16 protein-coding genes and 1 pseudogene are annotated in these 21,001 nt (G+C 39.6%); 11 read left to right on the forward strand and 6 right to left on the reverse strand.

Annotation, left to right across the window (positions count from 1 at the left end; translation table 11 throughout):
* Window positions 1-54 precede the first annotated feature (54 nt).
* The 4 genes and pseudogenes from FTX43_RS05655 to FTX43_RS05670 all read right to left on the reverse strand — a co-directional run bounded on the left by FTX43_RS05655 (window position 55) and on the right by FTX43_RS05670 (window position 3,465).
* Window positions 55-732 carry an ABC transporter permease gene (locus tag FTX43_RS05655; RefSeq protein WP_002316601.1) on the reverse strand — a complete coding sequence of 226 codons (678 nt, stop codon included), beginning with the start codon at window positions 730-732 and terminating at the stop codon, window positions 55-57.
* A complete protein-coding gene (locus tag FTX43_RS05660; protein ID WP_002309746.1) occupies window positions 729-1,646 on the reverse strand; it encodes an osmoprotectant ABC transporter substrate-binding protein in 918 nt (305 codons plus the stop codon). Before FTX43_RS05660 ends, FTX43_RS05655 begins: the two co-directional genes overlap by 4 nt.
* A complete protein-coding gene (locus FTX43_RS05665; protein WP_002313982.1) occupies window positions 1,643-2,284 on the reverse strand; it encodes an ABC transporter permease in 642 nt (213 codons plus the stop codon). The genes FTX43_RS05660 and FTX43_RS05665 overlap by 4 nt, the downstream gene beginning before the upstream one ends.
* Window positions 2,285-2,287: 3 nt before the next feature.
* Window positions 2,288-3,465, reverse strand: a pseudogene (locus tag FTX43_RS05670) (betaine/proline/choline family ABC transporter ATP-binding protein).
* Window positions 3,466-3,657: 192 nt separating this feature from the next.
* On the opposite strand from FTX43_RS05670, the gene queA reads away from it, so the two are divergent.
* A complete protein-coding gene (gene queA, locus FTX43_RS05675; protein WP_002293403.1) occupies window positions 3,658-4,689 on the forward strand; it encodes a tRNA preQ1(34) S-adenosylmethionine ribosyltransferase-isomerase QueA in 1,032 nt (343 codons plus the stop codon).
* 864 nt (window positions 4,690-5,553) lie between these two features.
* On the forward strand, window positions 5,554-8,193 hold the full coding sequence (locus tag FTX43_RS05680) for a cation-translocating P-type ATPase (RefSeq protein ID WP_147606842.1): 2,640 nt from the start codon (window positions 5,554-5,556) through the stop codon (window positions 8,191-8,193).
* A 226-nt stretch (window positions 8,194-8,419) separates the two neighbouring features.
* On the opposite strand, the gene FTX43_RS05685 is transcribed toward FTX43_RS05680, so the two are convergent.
* Entirely contained in the window at window positions 8,420-9,118 is a 699-nt protein-coding gene (locus FTX43_RS05685) for a DUF975 family protein (RefSeq protein WP_002293400.1), read from the reverse strand.
* A gap of 216 nt (window positions 9,119-9,334) precedes the next feature.
* Between FTX43_RS05685 and tgt the strand changes: the two genes are divergently transcribed.
* The 9 genes from tgt (at window position 9,335) to FTX43_RS05735 (ending at window position 19,932) form a co-directional block, all read left to right on the forward strand.
* Window positions 9,335-10,480: a tRNA guanosine(34) transglycosylase Tgt gene (gene tgt / locus FTX43_RS05690; RefSeq protein WP_002294183.1), complete on the forward strand. Its 1,146-nt coding sequence runs from the start codon at window positions 9,335-9,337 to the stop codon at window positions 10,478-10,480.
* A 96-nt stretch (window positions 10,481-10,576) separates the two neighbouring features.
* The gene (yajC, locus tag FTX43_RS05695; RefSeq protein WP_002320627.1) at window positions 10,577-10,957 is read left to right on the forward strand and encodes a preprotein translocase subunit YajC; all 381 of its coding nucleotides are present in this window, start codon (window positions 10,577-10,579) and stop codon (window positions 10,955-10,957) included.
* Between the two features lie 303 nt (window positions 10,958-11,260).
* A complete protein-coding gene (gene adhE / locus FTX43_RS05705) occupies window positions 11,261-13,858 on the forward strand; it encodes a bifunctional acetaldehyde-CoA/alcohol dehydrogenase (RefSeq protein WP_147606845.1) in 2,598 nt (865 codons plus the stop codon).
* Between the two features lie 228 nt (window positions 13,859-14,086).
* The gene (locus FTX43_RS05710; protein ID WP_002309738.1) at window positions 14,087-15,193 is read left to right on the forward strand and encodes a glycoside hydrolase family 105 protein; all 1,107 of its coding nucleotides are present in this window, start codon (window positions 14,087-14,089) and stop codon (window positions 15,191-15,193) included.
* A gap of 16 nt (window positions 15,194-15,209) precedes the next feature.
* On the forward strand, window positions 15,210-16,238 hold the full coding sequence (locus tag FTX43_RS05715) for a TRAP transporter substrate-binding protein (RefSeq protein WP_002316606.1): 1,029 nt from the start codon (window positions 15,210-15,212) through the stop codon (window positions 16,236-16,238).
* A 5-nt stretch (window positions 16,239-16,243) separates the two neighbouring features.
* On the forward strand, window positions 16,244-16,723 hold the full coding sequence (locus FTX43_RS05720; RefSeq protein ID WP_002309736.1) for a TRAP transporter small permease: 480 nt from the start codon (window positions 16,244-16,246) through the stop codon (window positions 16,721-16,723).
* Between the two features lie 15 nt (window positions 16,724-16,738).
* On the forward strand, window positions 16,739-18,034 hold the full coding sequence (locus tag FTX43_RS05725) for a TRAP transporter large permease (protein WP_002313984.1): 1,296 nt from the start codon (window positions 16,739-16,741) through the stop codon (window positions 18,032-18,034).
* 10 nt (window positions 18,035-18,044) lie between these two features.
* Window positions 18,045-18,869 carry a sugar phosphate isomerase/epimerase gene (locus FTX43_RS05730; RefSeq protein WP_002309734.1) on the forward strand — a complete coding sequence of 275 codons (825 nt, stop codon included), beginning with the start codon at window positions 18,045-18,047 and terminating at the stop codon, window positions 18,867-18,869.
* A gap of 163 nt (window positions 18,870-19,032) precedes the next feature.
* The gene (locus FTX43_RS05735; protein WP_002309733.1) at window positions 19,033-19,932 is read left to right on the forward strand and encodes an AraC family transcriptional regulator; all 900 of its coding nucleotides are present in this window, start codon (window positions 19,033-19,035) and stop codon (window positions 19,930-19,932) included.
* A gap of 115 nt (window positions 19,933-20,047) precedes the next feature.
* On the opposite strand, the gene FTX43_RS05740 is transcribed toward FTX43_RS05735, so the two are convergent.
* Window positions 20,048-20,917, reverse strand: coding sequence for an AraC family transcriptional regulator (locus tag FTX43_RS05740; RefSeq protein WP_002309732.1), 870 nt, complete (start codon window positions 20,915-20,917; stop codon window positions 20,048-20,050).
* Window positions 20,918-21,001: the final 84 nt, after the last annotated feature.

Here is a 21,001-nt window from a genome sequence, read left to right on the forward strand (position 1 = left end):
TTTAAATAAAAAAGGTCGTAGCGCTCAAGCGCTACGACCTTTTTTTGTCTTGATTCATTCTGTCTGCGATTTTTTTGAAGCAGGATCTAGCCGTTTTTCCAAAATACCTAAAAGCCAGTCTGTGATGATCGCCATTAATGCAGTTGGCAATGCACCGGCTAAAATAATCGATGTGCCATCTGTTGCATTGGTTCCTCGGATAATGATATCTCCAAGACCACCAGCACCGACGAATGCACCAATCGCGGTTATCCCGATGGCAACAACTAGCGCGTTTCTTATGCCTGCCATGATAACAGAAACAGAGAGTGGTAACTCTACCATGAACAGCCGTTGTCTAGCAGTCATCCCCATGCCTTTGCCGACATCCAGGATATTTTTGTCTACTTGGATCATCCCGGTGTACGTATTCTTGATAATGGGTAATAGGGAATATAAAAATACAGTAACAATCACGACATTGACTCCTAGACCTAATCCAATAATCAGAATGGAGATCATGGCTAAGGAAGGAATCGTCTGGATGATATTCGCCAAACGAATCACCCAGTTTGCTAATTTACGTCTCCTAGAAATCATGATCCCGACCGGAATCCCGACAACTGCTGCAAAGAGGACACCATAGATAGAAATCAGGAAGTGACGGATAAATTGTGCAAAGATATAGGAGCCATTTTCCTGGAAATAATAGAAAAATTGTTGAAAGACATTCATTTTATCCAATTGCTTCACTTCCCTTCAAAATAGTGGTTTTCTTGTAAGAAACGTTGTGCTACTACTGATGGTTCCACTAGATTATTATCTGCTTCGTAGTTCAATTCCTGCATTTTTTCCGTACTGATGGTATGACCTAACTTATTTAAGGCTTCTTTTAAATGAGGCGTATCAGCTAATACCTTGTTGTCTACAACTGGAGCAGCATCATATGGTGGGAAGAATTGACGATCATCTTCCAACATGACTAGATCATAACTGGCGATCCGTCCATCCGTAGAGTAGCCAAGAACAATATCCATTTTACCTGCTTCGACTGCATCGTAAACAAGTCCAATCTGCATAGGTAAGATCGAATTAAAAGAGAAACCATAAGTTTCCTGGAAGCCGTCGTAACCGTCTCCTTTACGATTGATCCAAGAAGTATCTACACCAGCTACTAATTCATCCGCTACATTTTTCAGATCGCTGACTTTAGATAGATGGTATTTTTGTGCGGTGTCTTTTCGAACAAGAAAGACATACGTATTTTCAAAACCATAGGATGGGAACCACGTTTGGTTATATCTTTTCTCAAATTCATCTTTCACGATTTCAAAAGCTTTTTTCGGATCTTTTTCAGGAGGAAGATTCAATGTAGTGGTTAAATCTGTTCCTGTGTAGCGAGCTGCTGAAATCGAAGCATCTCCGTTCATCATCGCTTGGTGGTTGATAGTTGTAGTAGCGAGATTGTTGATGATCGCTGTGTTTTTATCTGTATAGTGTTCAACCATCCCGGCAACTAGGCTTGCTAAGATCTGAGCTTCAGAAGTGATTCCACCTGTGATCGAGATGGTGTCTTCATCTGTATTGCTGGCAAGTCCAGGGAAGGAACAACTTGCAAGTATAAGAAGAGAGAAAAGAACCATAGTCATTTTTAGTATACGTTTCATTCGTCATTCTCCTCTCTAAGTGCGATCGGTGTTAGCCGGTGTTCCAAGAGACCTAGAAGCCAATCAGCCAACAGAGCTAAAATCGTTACAGGGATCGTACCTGCCAAAATGAGATCTGGTTGGTAATTATTCAGTCCACTAAAAATCAAATCACCTAAACCACCAGCCCCGATATAAGAGGCAAGGGTAGCCCATGCAATCACGTAAACAGCAGCTAAACGAATGCCGGCCATGATTGTTGGCATAGCAATAGGCAGTTCGACGGAAAAAATGGATTGGAACTCAGTCATTCCCATCCCTTTTGCCACATCCCGATAATTCCAATCGACATTTTTCATCCCGATATACGTATTTCGTAGAATTGGCAATAATGAATAAATAAAGAGAGCGATGATTGCAGGTAATTTACCTACGCCAAATAGCGGGATCATCAATGCCAATAAAGCAAGAGAAGGGATTGTTTGCAAGGCGCTGGTTAAACCAATCACAATCGTAGCAGCTTTCGGAAAACGTGTCAGTAAGACACCAAGCGGTACAGCAATGATGATACCAATGATCAAAGCAAGTCCTGAAATATAAAGATGTTCAAAACCTTTTGAGAGAATTTCTGAACCGTGCTGATGAAAAAACTGCTGCATAGGTCAGACCTCCTTAGATTCTTCAGGAGTAGCTGACTCTGCAACATCAGTAGTTGCGGGGTCTTCTCCCCAAATCACATCGTAGACGATATCCACTAATGATGCGCGAGTCAAGATACCTACGACTTTGTTCTGTTCATCAACGACCGGCACGTATTTCAGCCCGCGTTTTAAAATGCGTTGCAAGGTATCACGAAGATAAGCGGATTTTTTTACGTAAAAAACATGTTTATTCAAAATGTCGCCTACACTGGATACTTTTCCTCGTTTTTTATTCAACGTTTCTACATCGATAAATCCTTTTAATACATTCGAATTATCGGTAATTAACAACGTATCTACACGTGTTTTTCCCTCATCAGTTTGATTGCTTCTTGTAATGATTTTTCCGGTGTAATCGTGATTGCTGTATTTAGCATAACTTCTCCGACTCTTGTCGCATTTGGTTTTGCTTGTAGTAAGCGATCTTCTCCAATCAACTCTTCTACAAAATCGTTTGCAGGATGACGTAAAATATTTTCTGGTGTATCGAATTGGATCACACGACCTTCACTCATGATGGCGATACGGCTTGCTAGTTTAATCGCTTCGTCCATGTCATGGGTTACAAATACGATCGTTTTTCCCAAGCGCTCTTGTAAATCTTTGACAAGGTCTTGCAAAGAATCGCGAGTGATGGGGTCAAGCGCACCGAATGGTTCGTCCATCAAGATGATATCTTGATTCGCTGCAAGGGCACGAACGACTCCAATACGCTGCTGCTGACCACCAGATAATTCATGTGGGTAGCGATCTAACATCTCACGGGGCAATTCCACAAGATCAATCATTTTTTCAGCTGTTTTATTTCGTTCTTCTTGACTGACTTTCAACAATTTTTGGACAAGAGTGATATTTTCACGGATCGTCATGTGAGGCATCAATCCAATACTTTGGATAACATAGCCTATCTGACGTCGCAATTCCACTGGATCAATTTCTTGGATGGATTTTCCATCAATCAAAATTTTCCCTTGTGTTGGATCAGTCATTCGGTTGATCATCCGCATTGTCGTCGTTTTTCCGCTCCCGCTCGTACCGATAAAACAAATGAACTCACCCTTTTCAAATGAAAGATTGACGTCCTCTACAGCAACTTTCCCACCTTTATAAATCTTTGACACATTTTGAAATTCAATCATGGTGCCACCTCTTTTTCTATTTTCAATGAAGAACTATCTATTACTAGTATGCCTAAAACAATAAAAAAATACAAATAGGGTAGTTTTTTTATTTAGGGAAATAAAAAGCTAGGATAAAAATGTGCTGATTTTGCCAACAGAACGAAAAACATGATAGAATGATGAAGCACATGATAGAAAGTGAGTGACGATATGTTAACAACAGAAGATTTTGATTTTGACTTGCCGGAAGAGTTGATCGCACAAACACCATTAAAAGACCGCGATCATTCTCGTTTACTTGTTTTGGATCGGAAAACTGGAGAAATGAAAGACAAGCATTTCCATGAAATCATTGAAGAATTACATCCTGGTGATGCGCTAGTCATGAATAATACACGAGTTCTGCCTGCTCGTTTATATGGAGAAAAACCAGATACTGGTGCTCATTTAGAAGTCCTTCTTCTAACGAATACAGAAGGAGATACGTGGGAGACATTGATCAAACCTGCGAAACGTGCCAAAGTTGGGACAAGAATCTCTTTTGGTGATGGCAGATTGCAAGCAGTAGTGAAAGAAGAATTGGAACACGGCGGACGGATCATTGACTTTGAGTATGAAGGAATTTTTCTAGAGATTCTTGAATCGTTGGGAGAAATGCCATTGCCTCCATATATCAAAGAACGTCTGGAAGACCCAGATCGCTATCAAACTGTCTATGCGAAAGAAAATGGTTCTGCTGCAGCACCAACAGCGGGTTTGCATTTTACGAAAGAACTGCTTGATGAGATCGAAGCAAAGGGTGTTGAATTAGTCTATCTGACACTACACGTAGGGTTAGGCACATTCCGTCCTGTCAGCGTAGATAAGATCGAAGAACACCATATGCATAGTGAATTCTACCGTTTGACGGAAGAAGCAGCTGAGCGATTGAACCAAGTACGTAAAAACGGCGGGAAAATCGTGGCTGTCGGAACGACTTCGATTCGAACATTAGAAACGATTGGAACGAAATTCAATGGAGAAATCAAAGCAGACAGTGGATGGACCGATATTTTCATCACACCTGGCTATGAATTCAAAGTGGTGGAAGCTTTTTCAACCAATTTTCATTTGCCAAAATCAACTTTAGTCATGTTAGTAAGTGCTTTTGCCGGAAGAGAATTGACATTATCTGCTTATCAGCACGCGATTGACGAGCGCTATCGTTTCTTTAGTTTCGGAGATGCGATGTTCGTGAAATAAGACTGGTTAGAACGATCGTACTCTGAGTATGAAAAAGTCAAGAATATCTCCGTAAAAACAAAAAAAAGCTGCCGATTTTTTAACTGGCAGCTTTTTTCGATGCTTCTATTCGCAGATAATTATACAGTTGCGTTTCTGCTTTGAAACACGTGTTATTACTAGAAACTTCATTAACGAGTAATAACATTGAAGAAGTTAAGAACTATCTTTATGATACACCAACTTTTCAGCGACAATCGATCAATTTTTGTATGAAAAATGTAGTAAGATGCAAGTTAAAAGATAAGAAAAATGCGTACAAATAAGAAAAAGCCGAGCTCTCGATAAGCTCGGCTTTCTTGTATCTCGGAAGGATTCAAATAAACAGAAATGATTGTAACTTTCCATCATACATGCAAAGCACGGTGTTGAATTTCTTCATGTTAAACAAAAATTTTGTTTTCGTTACATCTTCAACATTTGAAACATCTCTTGTTCCTATTCAATTTTCAGACGTTTACGTTATTCAATTGTTACGTATCGCATTACTTCTTGTTTCGGATACTTCGTGATCCAAACATCCATACGCATTCACTATTTATAGGTTTGTACTCTACACGCATGTCTGGGTGAAACCTGTACTTCTAACAACTTTGTTTGCTTACACTGTTCTATCGATAAATTCTTCTGTTTATTTGATGGTATCCTCCTTCCTTACATCTATATAATAGCATCTTTTGACAGCGCTTGCAGATGTAAGTGCTTTGGATTTTATGCTTTCTTAACAAATAATCAATAGGTCCTTTGTTTGAAGTAATTAATAAAAGAATGTTATAGTAAAATTAGTACCTTTTTTTGTACGAAGATTTTAAAGGAGGAAATAGGATGGAAGAATACAAGCAGACAATAGAAGAAGTAAGGAAGGTAACGGAAGCAGATCCAGATACTGGGTTGTCTTCACAAGAAGTGGATGAACGACGAAAAAAGCAGGGATTGAATAAATTCGATGAGGCACCAAAAGAATCAATGATCAAAAAATTCTTTCGAAGCTTGTCCGATTTTACAACGATCATCCTTCTTGTAGCAGCGGTGATTTCCTTTTATACCGCATTTGCTACAGAACATGGGGATTTATTTGAAGGACTGCTGATCATCGCTATCGTTGTGATCAACTCGGTATTGGCGATTGTCCAAGAAGGAAACGCAGAAAAAGCACTGGAATCCTTGCAAGATATGAATAAACAAACGGCAACTGTCATACGAGACGGCAAAGTGACCACTGTTGAGTCAGAGCAACTGGTAGTGGGTGATATTCTTGTTTTAGAGTCCGGTGATGCTATTTCTGCCGATGCCCGTTTGATCGAATCATCCCAATTACGTGTAGAAGAATCGGTGCTGACTGGAGAAAGTGAAGCAGTCGAAAAAGATGCAGCATTCGTCGCAAAAGAAGATGAGTCATTAGGTGACCAACTTAATATGGTATTTAAAGGGTGTACGGTTGTTGCAGGTCGTGGGAAAGCCATCGTCACGGCTATTGGTATGGCTACTGAAATGGGTAAGATCGCGGATCTTTTGAACGAAAACACCATGCAAAAGACACCTTTACAGGTCCGGTTGAATCAGCTAGGCAAACGAATCAGTATGATTGCTTTAGCGGCTGCGGCTTTAGTATTTGTGATTGGCGAACTGCAAGGAGAACCACTCCTTGAGATGTTCATGACTTCGATTTCCTTGGCTGTTGCAGCTGTACCGGAAACCTTGACTGTTATTGTTACGTTGACACTTGCATACGGTGTGCAGAAGATGGCGAGGAAACATGCGATTATCCGGCAGCTACCAGCAGTAGAGACGCTAGGAACCGCTAATGTTATCTGCTCAGACAAAACAGGAACGCTGACACAAAATGAAATGCGCGTCCGCCAAGTCTGGAGCAAAGACGATGAAGTAACGAATATCGAAGACTCAATGACGAACAGCGCGATGGAAATATTGAAAATGGCTGCATTATGTACAGATGTGACGGTCGAACAAGAAGACGATGATCTTGTTATCAAAGGTGATCCAACAGAGGTAGCCATCGTTAGGGCTGTTGAAGAGAATTATCATACAAAAACAGAATTAGAAGAAAAATATCCACGAGTAAACGAGCTTCCTTTTGATTCTGAACGAAAAATGATGACAACGGTTCATCAAATGGGTGAAAAATACATCTCAATCACCAAAGGAGCATTCGATGTTCTTGCTCCGCGCTTTAGTTCAGGCGATGTAGAACAAGCAGCAATCGTTAATGATCGTTTCGGTAAACGGGCACTGAGAGTGATTGCTGTTGGTTATGCTACTTATGACGAAGAACCGCAAGATATTTCTTCTGAAGCGTTGGAAAAAGACTTACATTTGATTGGTCTGATCGGAATGATCGATCCGCCGCGTCCAGAAAGTAAAGGAGCAATCAAGCGAGCGAAAAAGGCCGGCATCAAAACAGTCATGATCACTGGAGATCATGTGGTAACTGCCAGTGCCATAGCGAAAGAATTAGGTATCTTGAATGATCCGTCAGAAGCACTCTCAGGATCAGAACTGCATCAATTATCAGACGAGGAATTAGATGCGCGTGTCAAATCTCTCTCTGTCTATGCTCGGGTAACGCCAGAAGACAAGATCCGGATCGTCAAATCTTGGCAACGTACGGGTGCAGTCGTAGCGATGACTGGTGATGGCGTGAATGATGCACCAGCGTTGAAAGCAAGTAATGTCGGATGTGCCATGGGGATCACAGGTACAGATGTGGCGAAAAGTGCCGCAGATATTATTCTGACGGATGACAACTTTGCGACGATCGTCGATGCTGTCAGTCAAGGACGCTCAGTTTATCAGAATATTCGTAAAGCAATCAACTTTTTGCTAAGTTGCAATATTTCGGAGATCTTTATTGTTTTGATTGCGATGCTGTTAGGCTGGGGAGCGCCAGTCACAGCTGTACAACTACTGTTTGTCAATGTAGTTGCCGATGGACTTCCAGGATTTGCATTAGGAAGAGAACCAGCAGAACACGGCATCATGGATCAGCCGCCTATTCCGAAAAACGAAGGAATCTTTGCTCGAGGTTTATTGCAAAAAATCGCCATAAACGCAGGAGTCTTCACCATCGTAACGCTGTTTGGTTACTATTTAGGTAGTTATGTCGATACTATTAGCCCATGGGTAGATGCAAGTCAGCATGTCGGTCAAACTGTTGCATTCTTGATCTTAGCTTATTCATCGATTTTGCATGTGTTCAATGTACGCAGCAGCCAATCGATCTTCAAAGTCAATTTAGCAACCAATAAAGCTTTGGTAGAAATGGCGTTACTGGCATTAGCTATTACAACGGCTGTTGCTTTGCTGCCGTTTACGCAAGAACTATTCGGCCTAGTACACATCAGTTTGAATCACTGGTTCTTGGTAGGGATTTTGTCTATCGTACCAATCGCGGTCAATGAACTGATCAAGTTCCATCGATTACCGGAAGCAGAAGAAGAGGAATGATTAACTGTTTCTAAGTTGATTTTCTTTTTACTGGAACTATACAAAAAGGAGGTGTGACATGAATGTTGTCACACCTCCTTTTTGCTAATGGGCTGAATGTTTCTTTTACTGCCTCTCGATAAACGGTGTTTTCCTGCCAACCCCTCGGTCACAAGTCACGATATTCATCAAACATGAGAAACTGTTTTTTGTGACTCGGAATTAAACGGCAGGCTCACACTCTCTTTTAAATATCTTTCGGCAATTGTTCATAAAATGCTGCTTTTGTTGCGGAAATATAAGGGCTGAGCCATAGATAACCGATACCAGCAGTTGCTAATGCTAAGATATGCCAGCCAATAAATGAAAGATCTAACCAGAAAAGTTTTCCTTTGTAACCATCCATCAATTTTCGACTTGCGGTGATCGTATCCAGTACTTTAGGCGTTTGACCTGTTTCTTGGACGATATCATAATAGATAAAATAGCTTTGAGAATAAGAATAGCTTTTAATGATTCCAGGAATAACTAATAACAAACCCCATAATGTTGTAAAGATTGAAATCAACACAGCTAAACCGATCACTCCGCCGATAAACAAACCTTTGAATCCACGAAATGCATCTTTGAATGGTTCAATCTGATCTTTTTGACCACGTAAAACATCAAGATAAGTCCAAGAAATACCACTCATGAACAAAGCGCTGATAATGCTAGAAATAATTCCACCACCACCTCCTGAACTACCGCTTCCTGATGCCATCGCATCTGAGACGTTCGCTGATCCATCATATGTGGCAATAGCAAACAAGATAATAGGAATCATAATAAGAAGAATAGCAACAATACCAATCAATGTAGGGATTAGATTTAATAAAACAGCTTGACCCCACCGACCTTTTAAACTCTCTTTTGCTTGGCGTTTTAATTCTGCAGAAGATTGCATGATTTTCCCCTCCTTTCTTTCATAAAACCAATATACCATGTATCAAAAAATATTTCTGTCATAATGTTTTTTTCTTTTTTGTTATTCATGAAAAAAAGATAAAAAAAAGAATATTAAATAAAGTAGAAGGAAGCCGAGGGAACTTGCAAAAAGCACTTGAAACGATTATGATGGTGGGAGTTGTCAAGATATTTTATATAGAAAGTAGGGAAATGAATGACGCAACCTGCCATTCGCTATCGTTTAATCAAGAAAGAAAAACACACTGGCGCGCGTTTAGGGGAATTGATCACGCCACACGGAACTTTTCCCACACCAATGTTCATGCCAGTAGGAACATTAGCTACAGTAAAAACAATGTCCCCAGAAGAGTTGAAAGAAATGGGTGCTGGCGTTATTTTAAGTAATACATATCATTTATGGCTACGCCCTGGTGAAGACTTAGTAGAAGAAGCTGGCGGACTGCATAAATTTATGAACTGGGATCAACCGATTTTAACAGATTCAGGCGGCTTTCAAGTTTTTTCATTAAGTGATATGCGGAATATCGAAGAAGAAGGCGTGCATTTCAAAAACCACTTGAACGGTTCGCGTATGTTTTTATCACCAGAAAAAGCAATCAACATACAAAATAAATTGGGCTCTGATATCATGATGAGTTTTGACGAATGTCCACCATTCGATGAAAGTTACGACTACGTGAAAAAATCAGTAGAACGTACGTCTCGATGGGCAGAACGAGGATTGAAAGCTCATGCTAACCCAGACCGTCAAGGATTATTTGGAATCATCCAAGGCGCAGGATTTGAAGATCTTCGTCGTCAAAGCGCGAAAGATCTAGTCGGCATGGATTTCCCTGGTTACTCAATCGGCGGATTATCTGTCGGGGAACCTAAATCAGAAATGAATCGTGTATTAGAATTCACTACACCGTTGATTCCCGAAAACAAACCACGTTACTTGATGGGTGTCGGTGCTGCTGATTCATTGATTGATGGTGTTATCCGTGGAGTAGACATGTTTGACTGTGTCTTGCCTACTCGAATCGCTCGAAATGGCACATGCATGACTTCTCAAGGCCGTCTAGTAGTGAAAAATGCGAAATATGCCCATGATTTCCGTCCAATTGATGAGAAATGTGATTGTTACACATGTAAAAACTATACACGTGCATATATCCGCCATTTGATCAAATGTGATGAAACATTTGGTATTCGTTTGACTTCTTACCATAATTTATACTTCTTGTTGAATTTAATGAAACAAGTACGTCAAGCGATCATGGATGATAATTTGCTTGAATTTAGAGAAGCCTTTTTTGAAGAATACGGGTTCAATAAAGAAAACGCAAAAAGTTTCTAAAGGAAAATCTTTTAAAAATTAAGTAAAAAACTAGTGTTAGCAGCATTTTTCTGCTAAAGTGTTTTTTGTAGATACAGAATTAGTGAGGTGAAAAAAATGGGATCATTACCAATGCTTGTGATGTTTATCGCGCTATTAGCAATGTGGTTTTTTATGTCACGTTCGCAAAAGAAACAACAGCAAGAACGTCAAAACTTGTTAGATAGCATGAAACCAGGTGATTCAGTCGTAACGATTGGCGGATTACACGGAGTTGTTTCAGAAATCGACAATGATAAACGGACAGTCGTTTTAGACTGCGAAGGGATCTTCCTTGAGTACGATCGTGCAGCAATCAAAACGGTCAAACCAGGGACTGTCGTAACAAATGATGCAACAACGACTGTTGAAACAACAGAAGAACCAGCTGATACAGTTGAAGTAAAAACTGAAACAACAGAAACGCTGGAAGAGACAGAAGAGAAGAAAGAAAAATAAGTATCAAAGCTTATTTAAAGACGAGGTAGGGCAGAAAGATGTCCTACCTCGTTTTTTGTTCAAAAAGAAAGAGATAAGAGCATGGGATACATTGCTCAATATTGAATAATCGGGTGTGTCATATAAATAATAATAAATAACTTTATATATTTTTCTGTACAAATACTTGTAAATAAAGCAATTTTGTATTTAAAAATAACTGTGAAAAAAATCACAAAAAAGTGTTTACATAGAAAAACAAATATTGTATGATATACATGTGAATGATTTAACAAATAACCATGACCCATTAGGAGGATAATGATGGCTAAAGTAATGGAAAAAGAAAAAACGAAGACAATTGACGTACAAGCAATGATTGATGGTTTGGCAGAAAAAGCAAATGTAGCATTGAAAGAAATGGAAAGCTTTGATCAAGAAAAAGTAGACCATATCGTGCATGAAATGGCAATGGCAGCTTTAGATCAACATATGCCATTAGCAAAGATGGCTGTGGAAGAAACAGGTCGCGGTGTTTACGAAGATAAAGCAATCAAAAATATGTATGCGTCCGAATATATTTGGCATAATATCAAACATGATAAAACAGTTGGTGTAATCAACGAAGATGTCCAAAAAGGATTGATTGAAATTGCTGAACCAGTCGGTGTGGTTTGCGGAGTAACTCCAACAACGAATCCGACTTCCACAACGATTTTCAAATCAATGATCGCGTTGAAAACAAGAAATCCAATCGTTTTTGCTTTCCATCCAAGTGCCCAAAAATCTTCTGCAGAAGCAGCACGAGTGGTACGTGATGCTGCTATCGCTGCCGGAGCTCCTGAAAATTGTATCCAATGGATCGAACATCCTTCGATCGAAGCGACTTCTATGCTAATGAACCATCCAGGTATCGCGATCGTCCTAGCGACAGGTGGAGCTGGAATGGTCAAGTCTGCTTACTCTACAGGAAAACCAGCTTTAGGTGTAGGTCCAGGTAACGTACCAGCTTATATTGAAAAAACAGCAAAAATCAAACGTGCAGTGAACGATTTGATCGTTTCGAAAACATTTGATAATGGGATGATCTGTGCTTCTGAACAAGCTGTGATCGTGGACAAAGAAATCTATGCAGCAGTAAAAGCGGAATTCCAAGCACACCAAGTTTATATCGTAAAACAAGATGAATTGCAAAAATTGGAAGATGCAGTGATGAACGAAGGAAAATATGCGGTCAATCCATCGATCGTTGGACATTCTGCGATGGAAATCGCCAAATTAGCAGGAATCAGTGTACCAAAAGGAACGAAAATGCTGATTGCTGAATTGGAAGGCGTAGGACCAGATTATCCGCTATCAAGAGAAAAACTTTCTCCAGTTCTTGCCATGATCAAAGCTAACAACACGGACCATGCGTTTGATTTGTGTGAAGGTATGTTGAATCTTGGAGGATTAGGACATACAGCAGTTATCCATTCAGAAAACGAAGAGTTGCATGTCAAATTCGGTCTTCGAATGAAAGCTTGTCGTATTTTAGTGAATACACCATCTGCAGAAGGCGGTATCGGTGATATCTATAACGAAATGATTCCGTCATTGACTTTGGGATGCGGTTCTTATGGTAAGAACTCTGTTTCTCGTAACGTCTCTGCTGTAAACTTAATCAATGTCAAAACTGTAGCGAAACGGAGAAATAACATGCAATGGTTCAAATTACCGCCAAAAATCTTCTTTGAAAAGAATTCTCTATTGTACTTAGAGAAAATGGAAAATGTTGAACGTGTCATGATCGTTTGTGACCCAGGTATGGTCCAATTTGGTTACTGCGATACAGTTCGTGAAGTATTGTCACGACGCAAAAATGGTGTGAAAATCGAAGTCTTCTCAGAGGTTGAACCGAATCCATCGACAAATACCGTATACGCAGGAACGAAATTGATGGCAGACTTCAAGCCGGATACAGTAATTGCTCTGGGAGGCGGTTCTGCAATGGACGCAGCTAAGGGAATGTGGATGTTCTATGAACACCCAGACACATCTTTCTTCGGTGCAAAACAAAAATTCTTGGATATCCGTAAACGGACATACAAGATCGATAAACCAGAAAAGACACAATTCGTGTGTATCCCGACAACATCAGGAACTGGTTCTGAAGTAACACCATTTGCGGTCATCACTGACAGTGAAACACATGTGAAATATCCGTTGGCAGATTATGCATTGACACCGGATGTCGCAATCGTCGATCCTCAATTCGTCATGTCAGTTCCAGCATCTGTCACAGCAGATACAGGAATGGATGTGTTGACACATGCAATTGAATCTTATGTTTCAGTCATGGCTTCAGACTATACACGCGGATTGAGTCTGCAAGCAATCAAATTAGTCTTTGACTATTTAGAAAAATCAGTGAAAACACCTGATATGGAATCACGTGAAAAAATGCACAACGCTTCTACAATGGCTGGTATGGCGTTTGCTAACGCATTCCTAGGTATTTGTCACTCAGTCGCACATAAAATCGGTGGGGAATACGGGATCCCTCATGGACGGACAAATGCGATTCTTTTACCGCATATTATCCGCTACAATGCAAAAGATCCACAAAAACATGCGATGTTCCCTAAATATGACTATTTCCGTGCAGATACAGATTACGCAGATATTGCAAAATTCTTAGGTCTGAAAGGCGAAACAACAGAGGAATTAGTCGAAGCTTTAGCAACTGCTGTTTATGAATTAGGAAAATCTGTCGGCATCAACATGAGTCTAAAAGCTCAAGGAGTCACACAAGAAACACTAGATACAACCGTAGACCGTATGGCTGAATTAGCTTACGAAGACCAATGTACGACAGCTAATCCGAAAGAACCATTGATCTCTGAATTGAAACAGATCATCATTGATGCTTACAATGGATAAGCAAAAGAAAGCATAGAAAAGAGATAAAAAAATAGATGAAAAAGAACTTGGAAAACGTTGTTTCTCCAAGTTCTTTTTTTGTTTTCTAAGTATTTGAAAGTTACTTTTGTTATTTAACGTTTAGGTCAATTTTAGACAGTTTTTGTTCAAAAAGCGATATTTATAGTGAACGGTATTACTGCTATATTAAGGATATAAAATGAAAGCGTTTAAAAAGGTGGCATAAAGATGATTATTAAAGAAGAGATTTTTGTACCTAAAGAATTAGTGAAAGAAAAAATTGACCTGCTCGTTGAAAACCTGACAACGATCAAAGACGATAACGGTGAATTTTTATTGGACTTTGATGGATTGAAAGTAGATGACAAAAGCTGGACAGTATGGAATTGGCCACAAGGTGTCGGATTATACGGTATTTATAAAAATTACCAGATGACAAAAAATCCTCGCGCTTATCAAGTAGTCAATGAATGGTTTGAAGATCGGATGGAAGAAGGCGCTCCGCCAAAAAACGTCAATACAATGGCCCCATTGTTGACGATGGCTTACTTGTATGAAGACACGAAAGATTCACGCTATTTGCCTTATTTAGAACAATGGGCAGAATGGGTCATGAATGACATGCCTCGGACAAATGAAGAGGGGTTGCAACATGCCACATATGGACCGGAAAATAAGAATCAGTTGTGGGACGATACATTGATGATGACAGTGCTTCCTTTGGCAAAAATCGGGAAACTGTTGAATCGCCCAGAATATTTAGAAGAAGCTCGTTACCAGTTTATGATCCATATCAAATACTTGATGGATAAACGAACAGGGTTGTGGTATCACGGCTGGACGTTTGAAGGAAATCATAACTATGCCGAAGCATTTTGGGCTCGTGGAAACTGCTGGTTGACGATTGCTATTCCAGAGATCATTGAAATCTTAGAACTATCGAAAGAAGATGCATTGCGCAAGTTGTTGATTGAAACACTTGAAGCACAAGTGCGCGCATTAAAAACTTATCAATCTGAAAGCGGTTTATGGCATACGTTGTTGGATGATCCTTCTTCTTACGTAGAATCTTCTGCAACTGCAGGATTTGCTTACGGTATTTTGAAAGCGGTACATAAACGTTATTTGCCGCAAGAATATAAAGAAGTCGCTTATCGTGCTATCCAAGGATTGCTTGAACAAATCGATGAAAAAGGAGAAGTCCAAAACGTTTCAATCGGGACAGGAATGGGGGATAGTTTAGATTTTTATCGGAATATCGGAATCACAGCAATGCCTTATGGACAGTCGTTAACGGTGCTTTGTTTGACAGAATTGCTCGTCTCTTATTGTTAAAAGAAAGGAAACCCATATGAAAAAAACATCACTGCTGTTTGCAGCAAGTTCGCTTAGCCTAGGTCTGCTAGGTCTAAGCGGCTGCGGAAATAATTCTAGTGTGGCAACTGTCGCAGATGCAGACGTAAATGAGACAGTTACCTTGCGCTTTGCTTATGCAAGCAACAGCCAGCCGGTAATTGATGCAATGAATGAATTTGGGCGTTTAGTAAAAGAAAAAACAGATGGTTCCGTACAGATCCAGTATTTCCCAGATGGACAACTGGGTGGAGAACGTGAACTAATCGAATTGACACAGTCAGGAGCAGTAGATTTCACAAAAGTAAGTGCCTCAGCGTTGGAAAGTTTCTCTAAAGATTATTCGATTTTTTCAGTTCCTTATCTATTCAATGATGAAGAACATTTCTTTAAGGTGATGGATAATGAAGAAATAATGGAACCAATCTACCAATCGACCAAAAATTTAGGGTTTACCGGATTGACCTATTATGATTCTGGTCAGCGCAGCTTTTATATGGTAGACGGTCCGATCCATACGCCGGAAGATTTGAAGGGAAAGAAGATCCGTGTGATGCAAAGTGAAACAGCTATTAAAATGGTCGAGCTTTTAGGTGGTTCGCCAGTCCCTATGGGAAGTGATGAAGTGTACACGTCTCTTCAATCCAATTTGATCAACGGATCAGAAAACAATGAATTTGTCTTGTATACAGCTGGACATGGCGGGGTAGCTAAATACTATTCTTATGATGAGCATACACGTGTGCCCGATATCATCATCATGAATGATGCTATCAAAGAACAGCTAACTGCTGAACAGGAAAAAGCGATTGAAGAAGCAGCAAAAGAATCGACGGTTTTTGAAATCGAAGCTTTTGCCAGAGCAATTGAAGAAGAGAAAGCTTTAGCACAAGAAGAACATGGAGTTCAATTCAATGATGTAGATAATACACCGTTTCGAGAGGCAGTCGCACCGCTTCATGATACATTCAAAAACGATCCTGCCTACAAAGACCTTTATCAAAAGATCCAAGAGCAAGGAGCGTAGCTGTAATGAAAATGATTTTAAATAAGGTGTTAGAGATCCTAGGAGCTGTTTTGCTTGTTGGGATGGTCGCTGTCGTTTTATGGCAAGTATTTTCCAGAACGGTTTTAGGAAATCCGAATACGGTGACAGAAGAGCTTGTCCGATTCGGACTTGTCTGGTTTGCTATGTTGTCTTCCGCGTATGTTGTGGGACAAAAAGCACATCTAGCCGTAACGGTTTTAAGTGAAAAATTATCTGGTAAAAAAAGTAAAATTTTAGAAGTCGTTGTTCAAAGTTTATTTCTGGTATTTGCTACGATGATCATGGTGTATGGCGGATGGAATGCTGTCACGTTGACAATGGGGCAGATCTCGCCTTCTTTAAGCATTCCGATGGGGTACGTCTATTTGTCAGTACCTGTCTCAGGGATACTCATCATTATCTATAGTCTGATCAATCTAATCGATACATTAAGCAACAAGCCAGCAATTCAAGAAAAAATATAAAAATGGAGGAATAAAATGGCAATAGAAGCCGGATTAGTGTTATTTTTTGTATTTGTCGTGTTGCTTGTATTAGGGATGCCGATTGCTATAAGTATTGCGTTCTCATCAATGATGACTTTATTGTTAGTTATACCGTTTGATGTTTCTGCTTTTAGTTCAGCTCAAAAAATGGTGGGAAGTATCAACAGTTTTTCGCTCATCGCTATTCCGTTTTTCGTTCTTTCAGGTATTATCATGAATAATGGAGGGATAGCCAAGAAACTAGTGGATTTTGCGATGTTGTTCGTCGGACGTGTACCGGGGGCTTTGGCTCATACGAATGTGTTAGGGAATGCTTTATTTGGTTCCATCTCTAGCTCAGCCATTGCCGCTTCTACCGCGATTGGCGGAGTCTTGATCCCTCAGCAAGTGGAAGAAGGATATGACCGGAAGTTTGCGACAGCAGTCAACATCGCGTCAGCTCCGACAGGTATGGTCATTCCTCCAAGTACTGCTTTTATCATGTATTCACTTGTTGCTGGTGGTACTTCGATTTCTGCTTTGTTTATGGGAGGGTATCTCGTAGGTATTTTTTGGTCATTAGGGATCATGCTAGTAGCATTCATCGTTGCTAAAAAGAATAAATACCCTGTTGTTGAAAAAGGGCAGATGGCTCATGCTGGAAAAATAATAAAAGAGGCGATTCCTAGTCTTCTATTGATTGTCATCATTATCGGTGGTATCTTGACCGGGATATTTACAGCAGTAGAAGCTTCAGCGATAGCTGTCATTTACTCCCTGTTGATTGCTATGTTCTACTATAAGACGGTAAAACTCAAAGATATACCTAATATGTTGTTTCAATCGGTAGCGATGTCAGGGACAATCATGTTCTTATTAGCTACTTCTTCCATGATGTCTTTTGCCATGGCATTTACTGGTATTCCTCAGGCAATCAGTTCGTTGATTATGGGGGTAACGGATAATAAACTAGTTATTCTGCTGTTAGTCAATCTCGTTTTGTTACTTGTGGGGATGTTTATGGATGTAGCGCCTGCTATCTTAATTTTTACACCAATATTTTTACCAATCGTCACAAGTGCAGGGGTTGATCCTGTACATTACGGGTTGTTTTCAATCATGAATCTGTGTGTAGGCTCAATTACACCTCCTGTGGGTACAGGGCTATATGTCGGTGCAAGTGTAGGAGGCGTAAAAGCAGAGGCAATGCTGAAACCACTTCTTCCGTTTTATGGGATTATCCTAGTCGTCTTGTTTTTGATTACCTATTTCCCGCAAATCGTCATGTGGCTACCCAATATGCTGAGTTAGGAGAATAATTATGTTGAACATTACAATTAGAGGACATGATCTTTCCCAAGTCCAAACGATAGAAGATCTTGCAGAAAAAACAAAAGAACAAGGAATCCATACACTGCAGCTCGCCTTAGGTCTTTCGTTTCCTGAAATGTCTTCTGGCGCAAACGAAATCAATTCTGGGATGGGAAATTATGTCAAACGAGTCTTAGAAAAGCAAGAAGTGTCCGTAGGAATTTTAAGCTGCTATATCAATATGATTCATCCAGATTTAACGATACGAGAAGAGTTGCTGACAAAGTTCGAGCAGTATCTTCACTATGCTTCTTCCTTTGGTGCGTCGATGGTTGCTTCGGAAACGGGATGTGTCTTGCCGGAAATTCAATATACGGAAGAAAATTTCACAGATGAAGCATTTGCTGAAGCAGTGTCCGTTATCCGTCGCTTGGTAAAAGCTGGAGAAAAATACCAAATGATGGTGGGGATAGAACCAGGTTTGAATCATCCGGTGTATTCTTTAGCAAGAGTAGAGCAGCTGATCCAAGCAGTGGATTCGGACTATCTAGGAATCATTTTAGATCCGACAAATTTGATTACAAGCACTAATTATCAAGAACAAGTCCAATTGGTAGAAGAAGCTTTTGAGCGTTTTGGTGAAAAGATATGTGCGGTTCATTTGAAAGATTTTCGTGTCGAACAGGAAAAAATCGTGCCGGTAAATTTGGGAGACGGTGTGATCGAGTACACAAAAATCAAAGAAATCATCAAGAAGAACCGTCCGTATCTGTATGTGGTTCTTGAAGAAACAAAAAATGATGGGATTCGTTATGGAAGAAGTCTTCTTGAATAATGTAAAGAAGACATTGATTAACTAATATTTAGAATGGAGGGGGCGGGGCTAGAAGATGCCACGTCTCTTCTTTTTTATAAGAGTATATAAAAGCAGCTCTTTTTGATTACAAAAAACGTGATATAATATAATTGTGCAAAACTGAACAAAGGAGGTGCAGCACATGCTCCAAAAGAAAATAAGCGGTGAGCAAGTCAATACGATGGTTTCTGATCAGTATGAAATCTATCATGTCAAAGATGTCGTCAGCCAAAATAAAACAATCTACCATCACCATGATTTTTATGAAATCCATGCTACATTAAAGGGTGAAGCGACTTTTTATTTGAATGGACGGCAATTTACGATCAAAGCAGGAAGTGTGCTGCTCATCCATTCCAACGATTTGCATCGTATCGTCCGCCAGTCTTCAGATGTATTCGAGCGTGTCTATATCTTTGTTACCCCTTCTTTTCTGGAAAGTCGTTCCACGCCATGGTCTAATCTATCGGCTTGTTTTCAACCAATGGGAGAGAAAAGGAGTCGTGTATTGCAAGTCGAACAGGAAGTATTGAAGCAAAAATTATCATTTATCGACCACCCTCCTGATAAAAAAATTTACGGTGAAGACATAAAATATGAACAAGCTCTAGTAGAATACTTGATTTTTCTCAATCAAGTAGTACAAAAAGAAGAGAGTGCGCAAGAACAGAATGCTGTAGTTCCAAATGAGCGTGTGGAACAAATGTTACAATATATCTCAAAAAATTTATCTCATCCGCTTTCTTTAGAGGAAATGGAGAAGCAATTTTTTGTCAGCAAATACCATATCACCCGAGAATTCAAAAAGTACACTGGATTTACGTTTCATCAGTATGTAATGAAGAAAAAGCTGATCTATGCCAAGCACTTGTTGCGAGAGTACCGTAGTTCTAGTGCTGTATATAGTAAAAGTGGTTTTTCGTCTTATCCACATTTTCTGAAAGCATTCAAGAGAGAGTTTGGTATAACGCCTAAAGAATTTTTGAAACGCGATACGCAAAACCAGCTTATTCATTATGAACATTTTGAAGATGAAAAATGAGAATAACCACTCCCGAATAACCGAAGTAGCTGCTGTTGTTTATATAGAAGCAGAAACTGCGGTTATTTTATTATTCTACTATATCTTTTAAAAAAGTGCGTACATATTATATGAATCAGCTAAATTTACGAAAATCTCTCGGTGATAATCCAGTTTTTGCTTTGAACAAGCGACTAAAGTAAGCAAAATTCTCGATTCCGATTTCTTCGGAAATCATTCGAATAGTAAATTCTGTATACCGAAGAAGGTCTTTAGCGTAAGAGAGTTTTTTGCTGATTAAATAATCAATTGGCGGAGAACCGATGAATTTGGAAAAATCTTTGCTCAGCTGATATTTATTCAGTAAAAATTGCTGTTCTAATTGATCAAGTGTGATCGTTTCTTTGAAGTGTTCGTCCAAGTATTGCTTAAGCTTATAAACGTAAGGGGGAATATCTTCTTCTTCGAAATCCAGTTGATACTTCTGCAAAATCAGTTCATTCAACAGCTCGTGGATAGCTACAGAGGACTGGAAATCGGTACGGGCATTCGCACCTTGCTGCATGTGGATCAATTCTGTGATCAGATGATGGATCTTGTTTTCTGATGGATCGCCTGTCGAATGGAAGGTGTTATGCCCGTCTTTTGTGAACTCTTGATAAAATGATTGGACGCTCTGACCATTCAAATGAATCCAATCCATTTCCCATGGTTCTTCGCTAATTGTTTGATAACGCTGATATTCTTGGCAGTCAATAAAAAAGAGGTCTCCAGCTTTTAGCTGGTGCTGATTATCTTTATATGTAAGCAAACCTTCGCCAGACAAAGTAAATTTTATCAAATAAGAAGGTAAATATGCTCGTTCAGTATAGTAAGGGACCGGCGCTTTAAAGTAACCGATTTCTTGGATATAAAAAAATAAATTCCTACTTCTTTGCGTAGGTGTCAAGATCACTCTTTTTGAGTCTTCCGACCATGAGTGATTGGCTTTTTCCCAGTAATCCATGTAAACACTCCCAACTTGTCAAGATAATGCAATTATATACCAAAATAGTGTGAAGCAAAATATAAGTTTATGTAATATGATAGC

Source organism: Enterococcus sp. DA9 (genome assembly GCF_008000875.1).
GTDB lineage: Bacteria > Bacillota > Bacilli > Lactobacillales > Enterococcaceae > Enterococcus_B > Enterococcus_B lactis.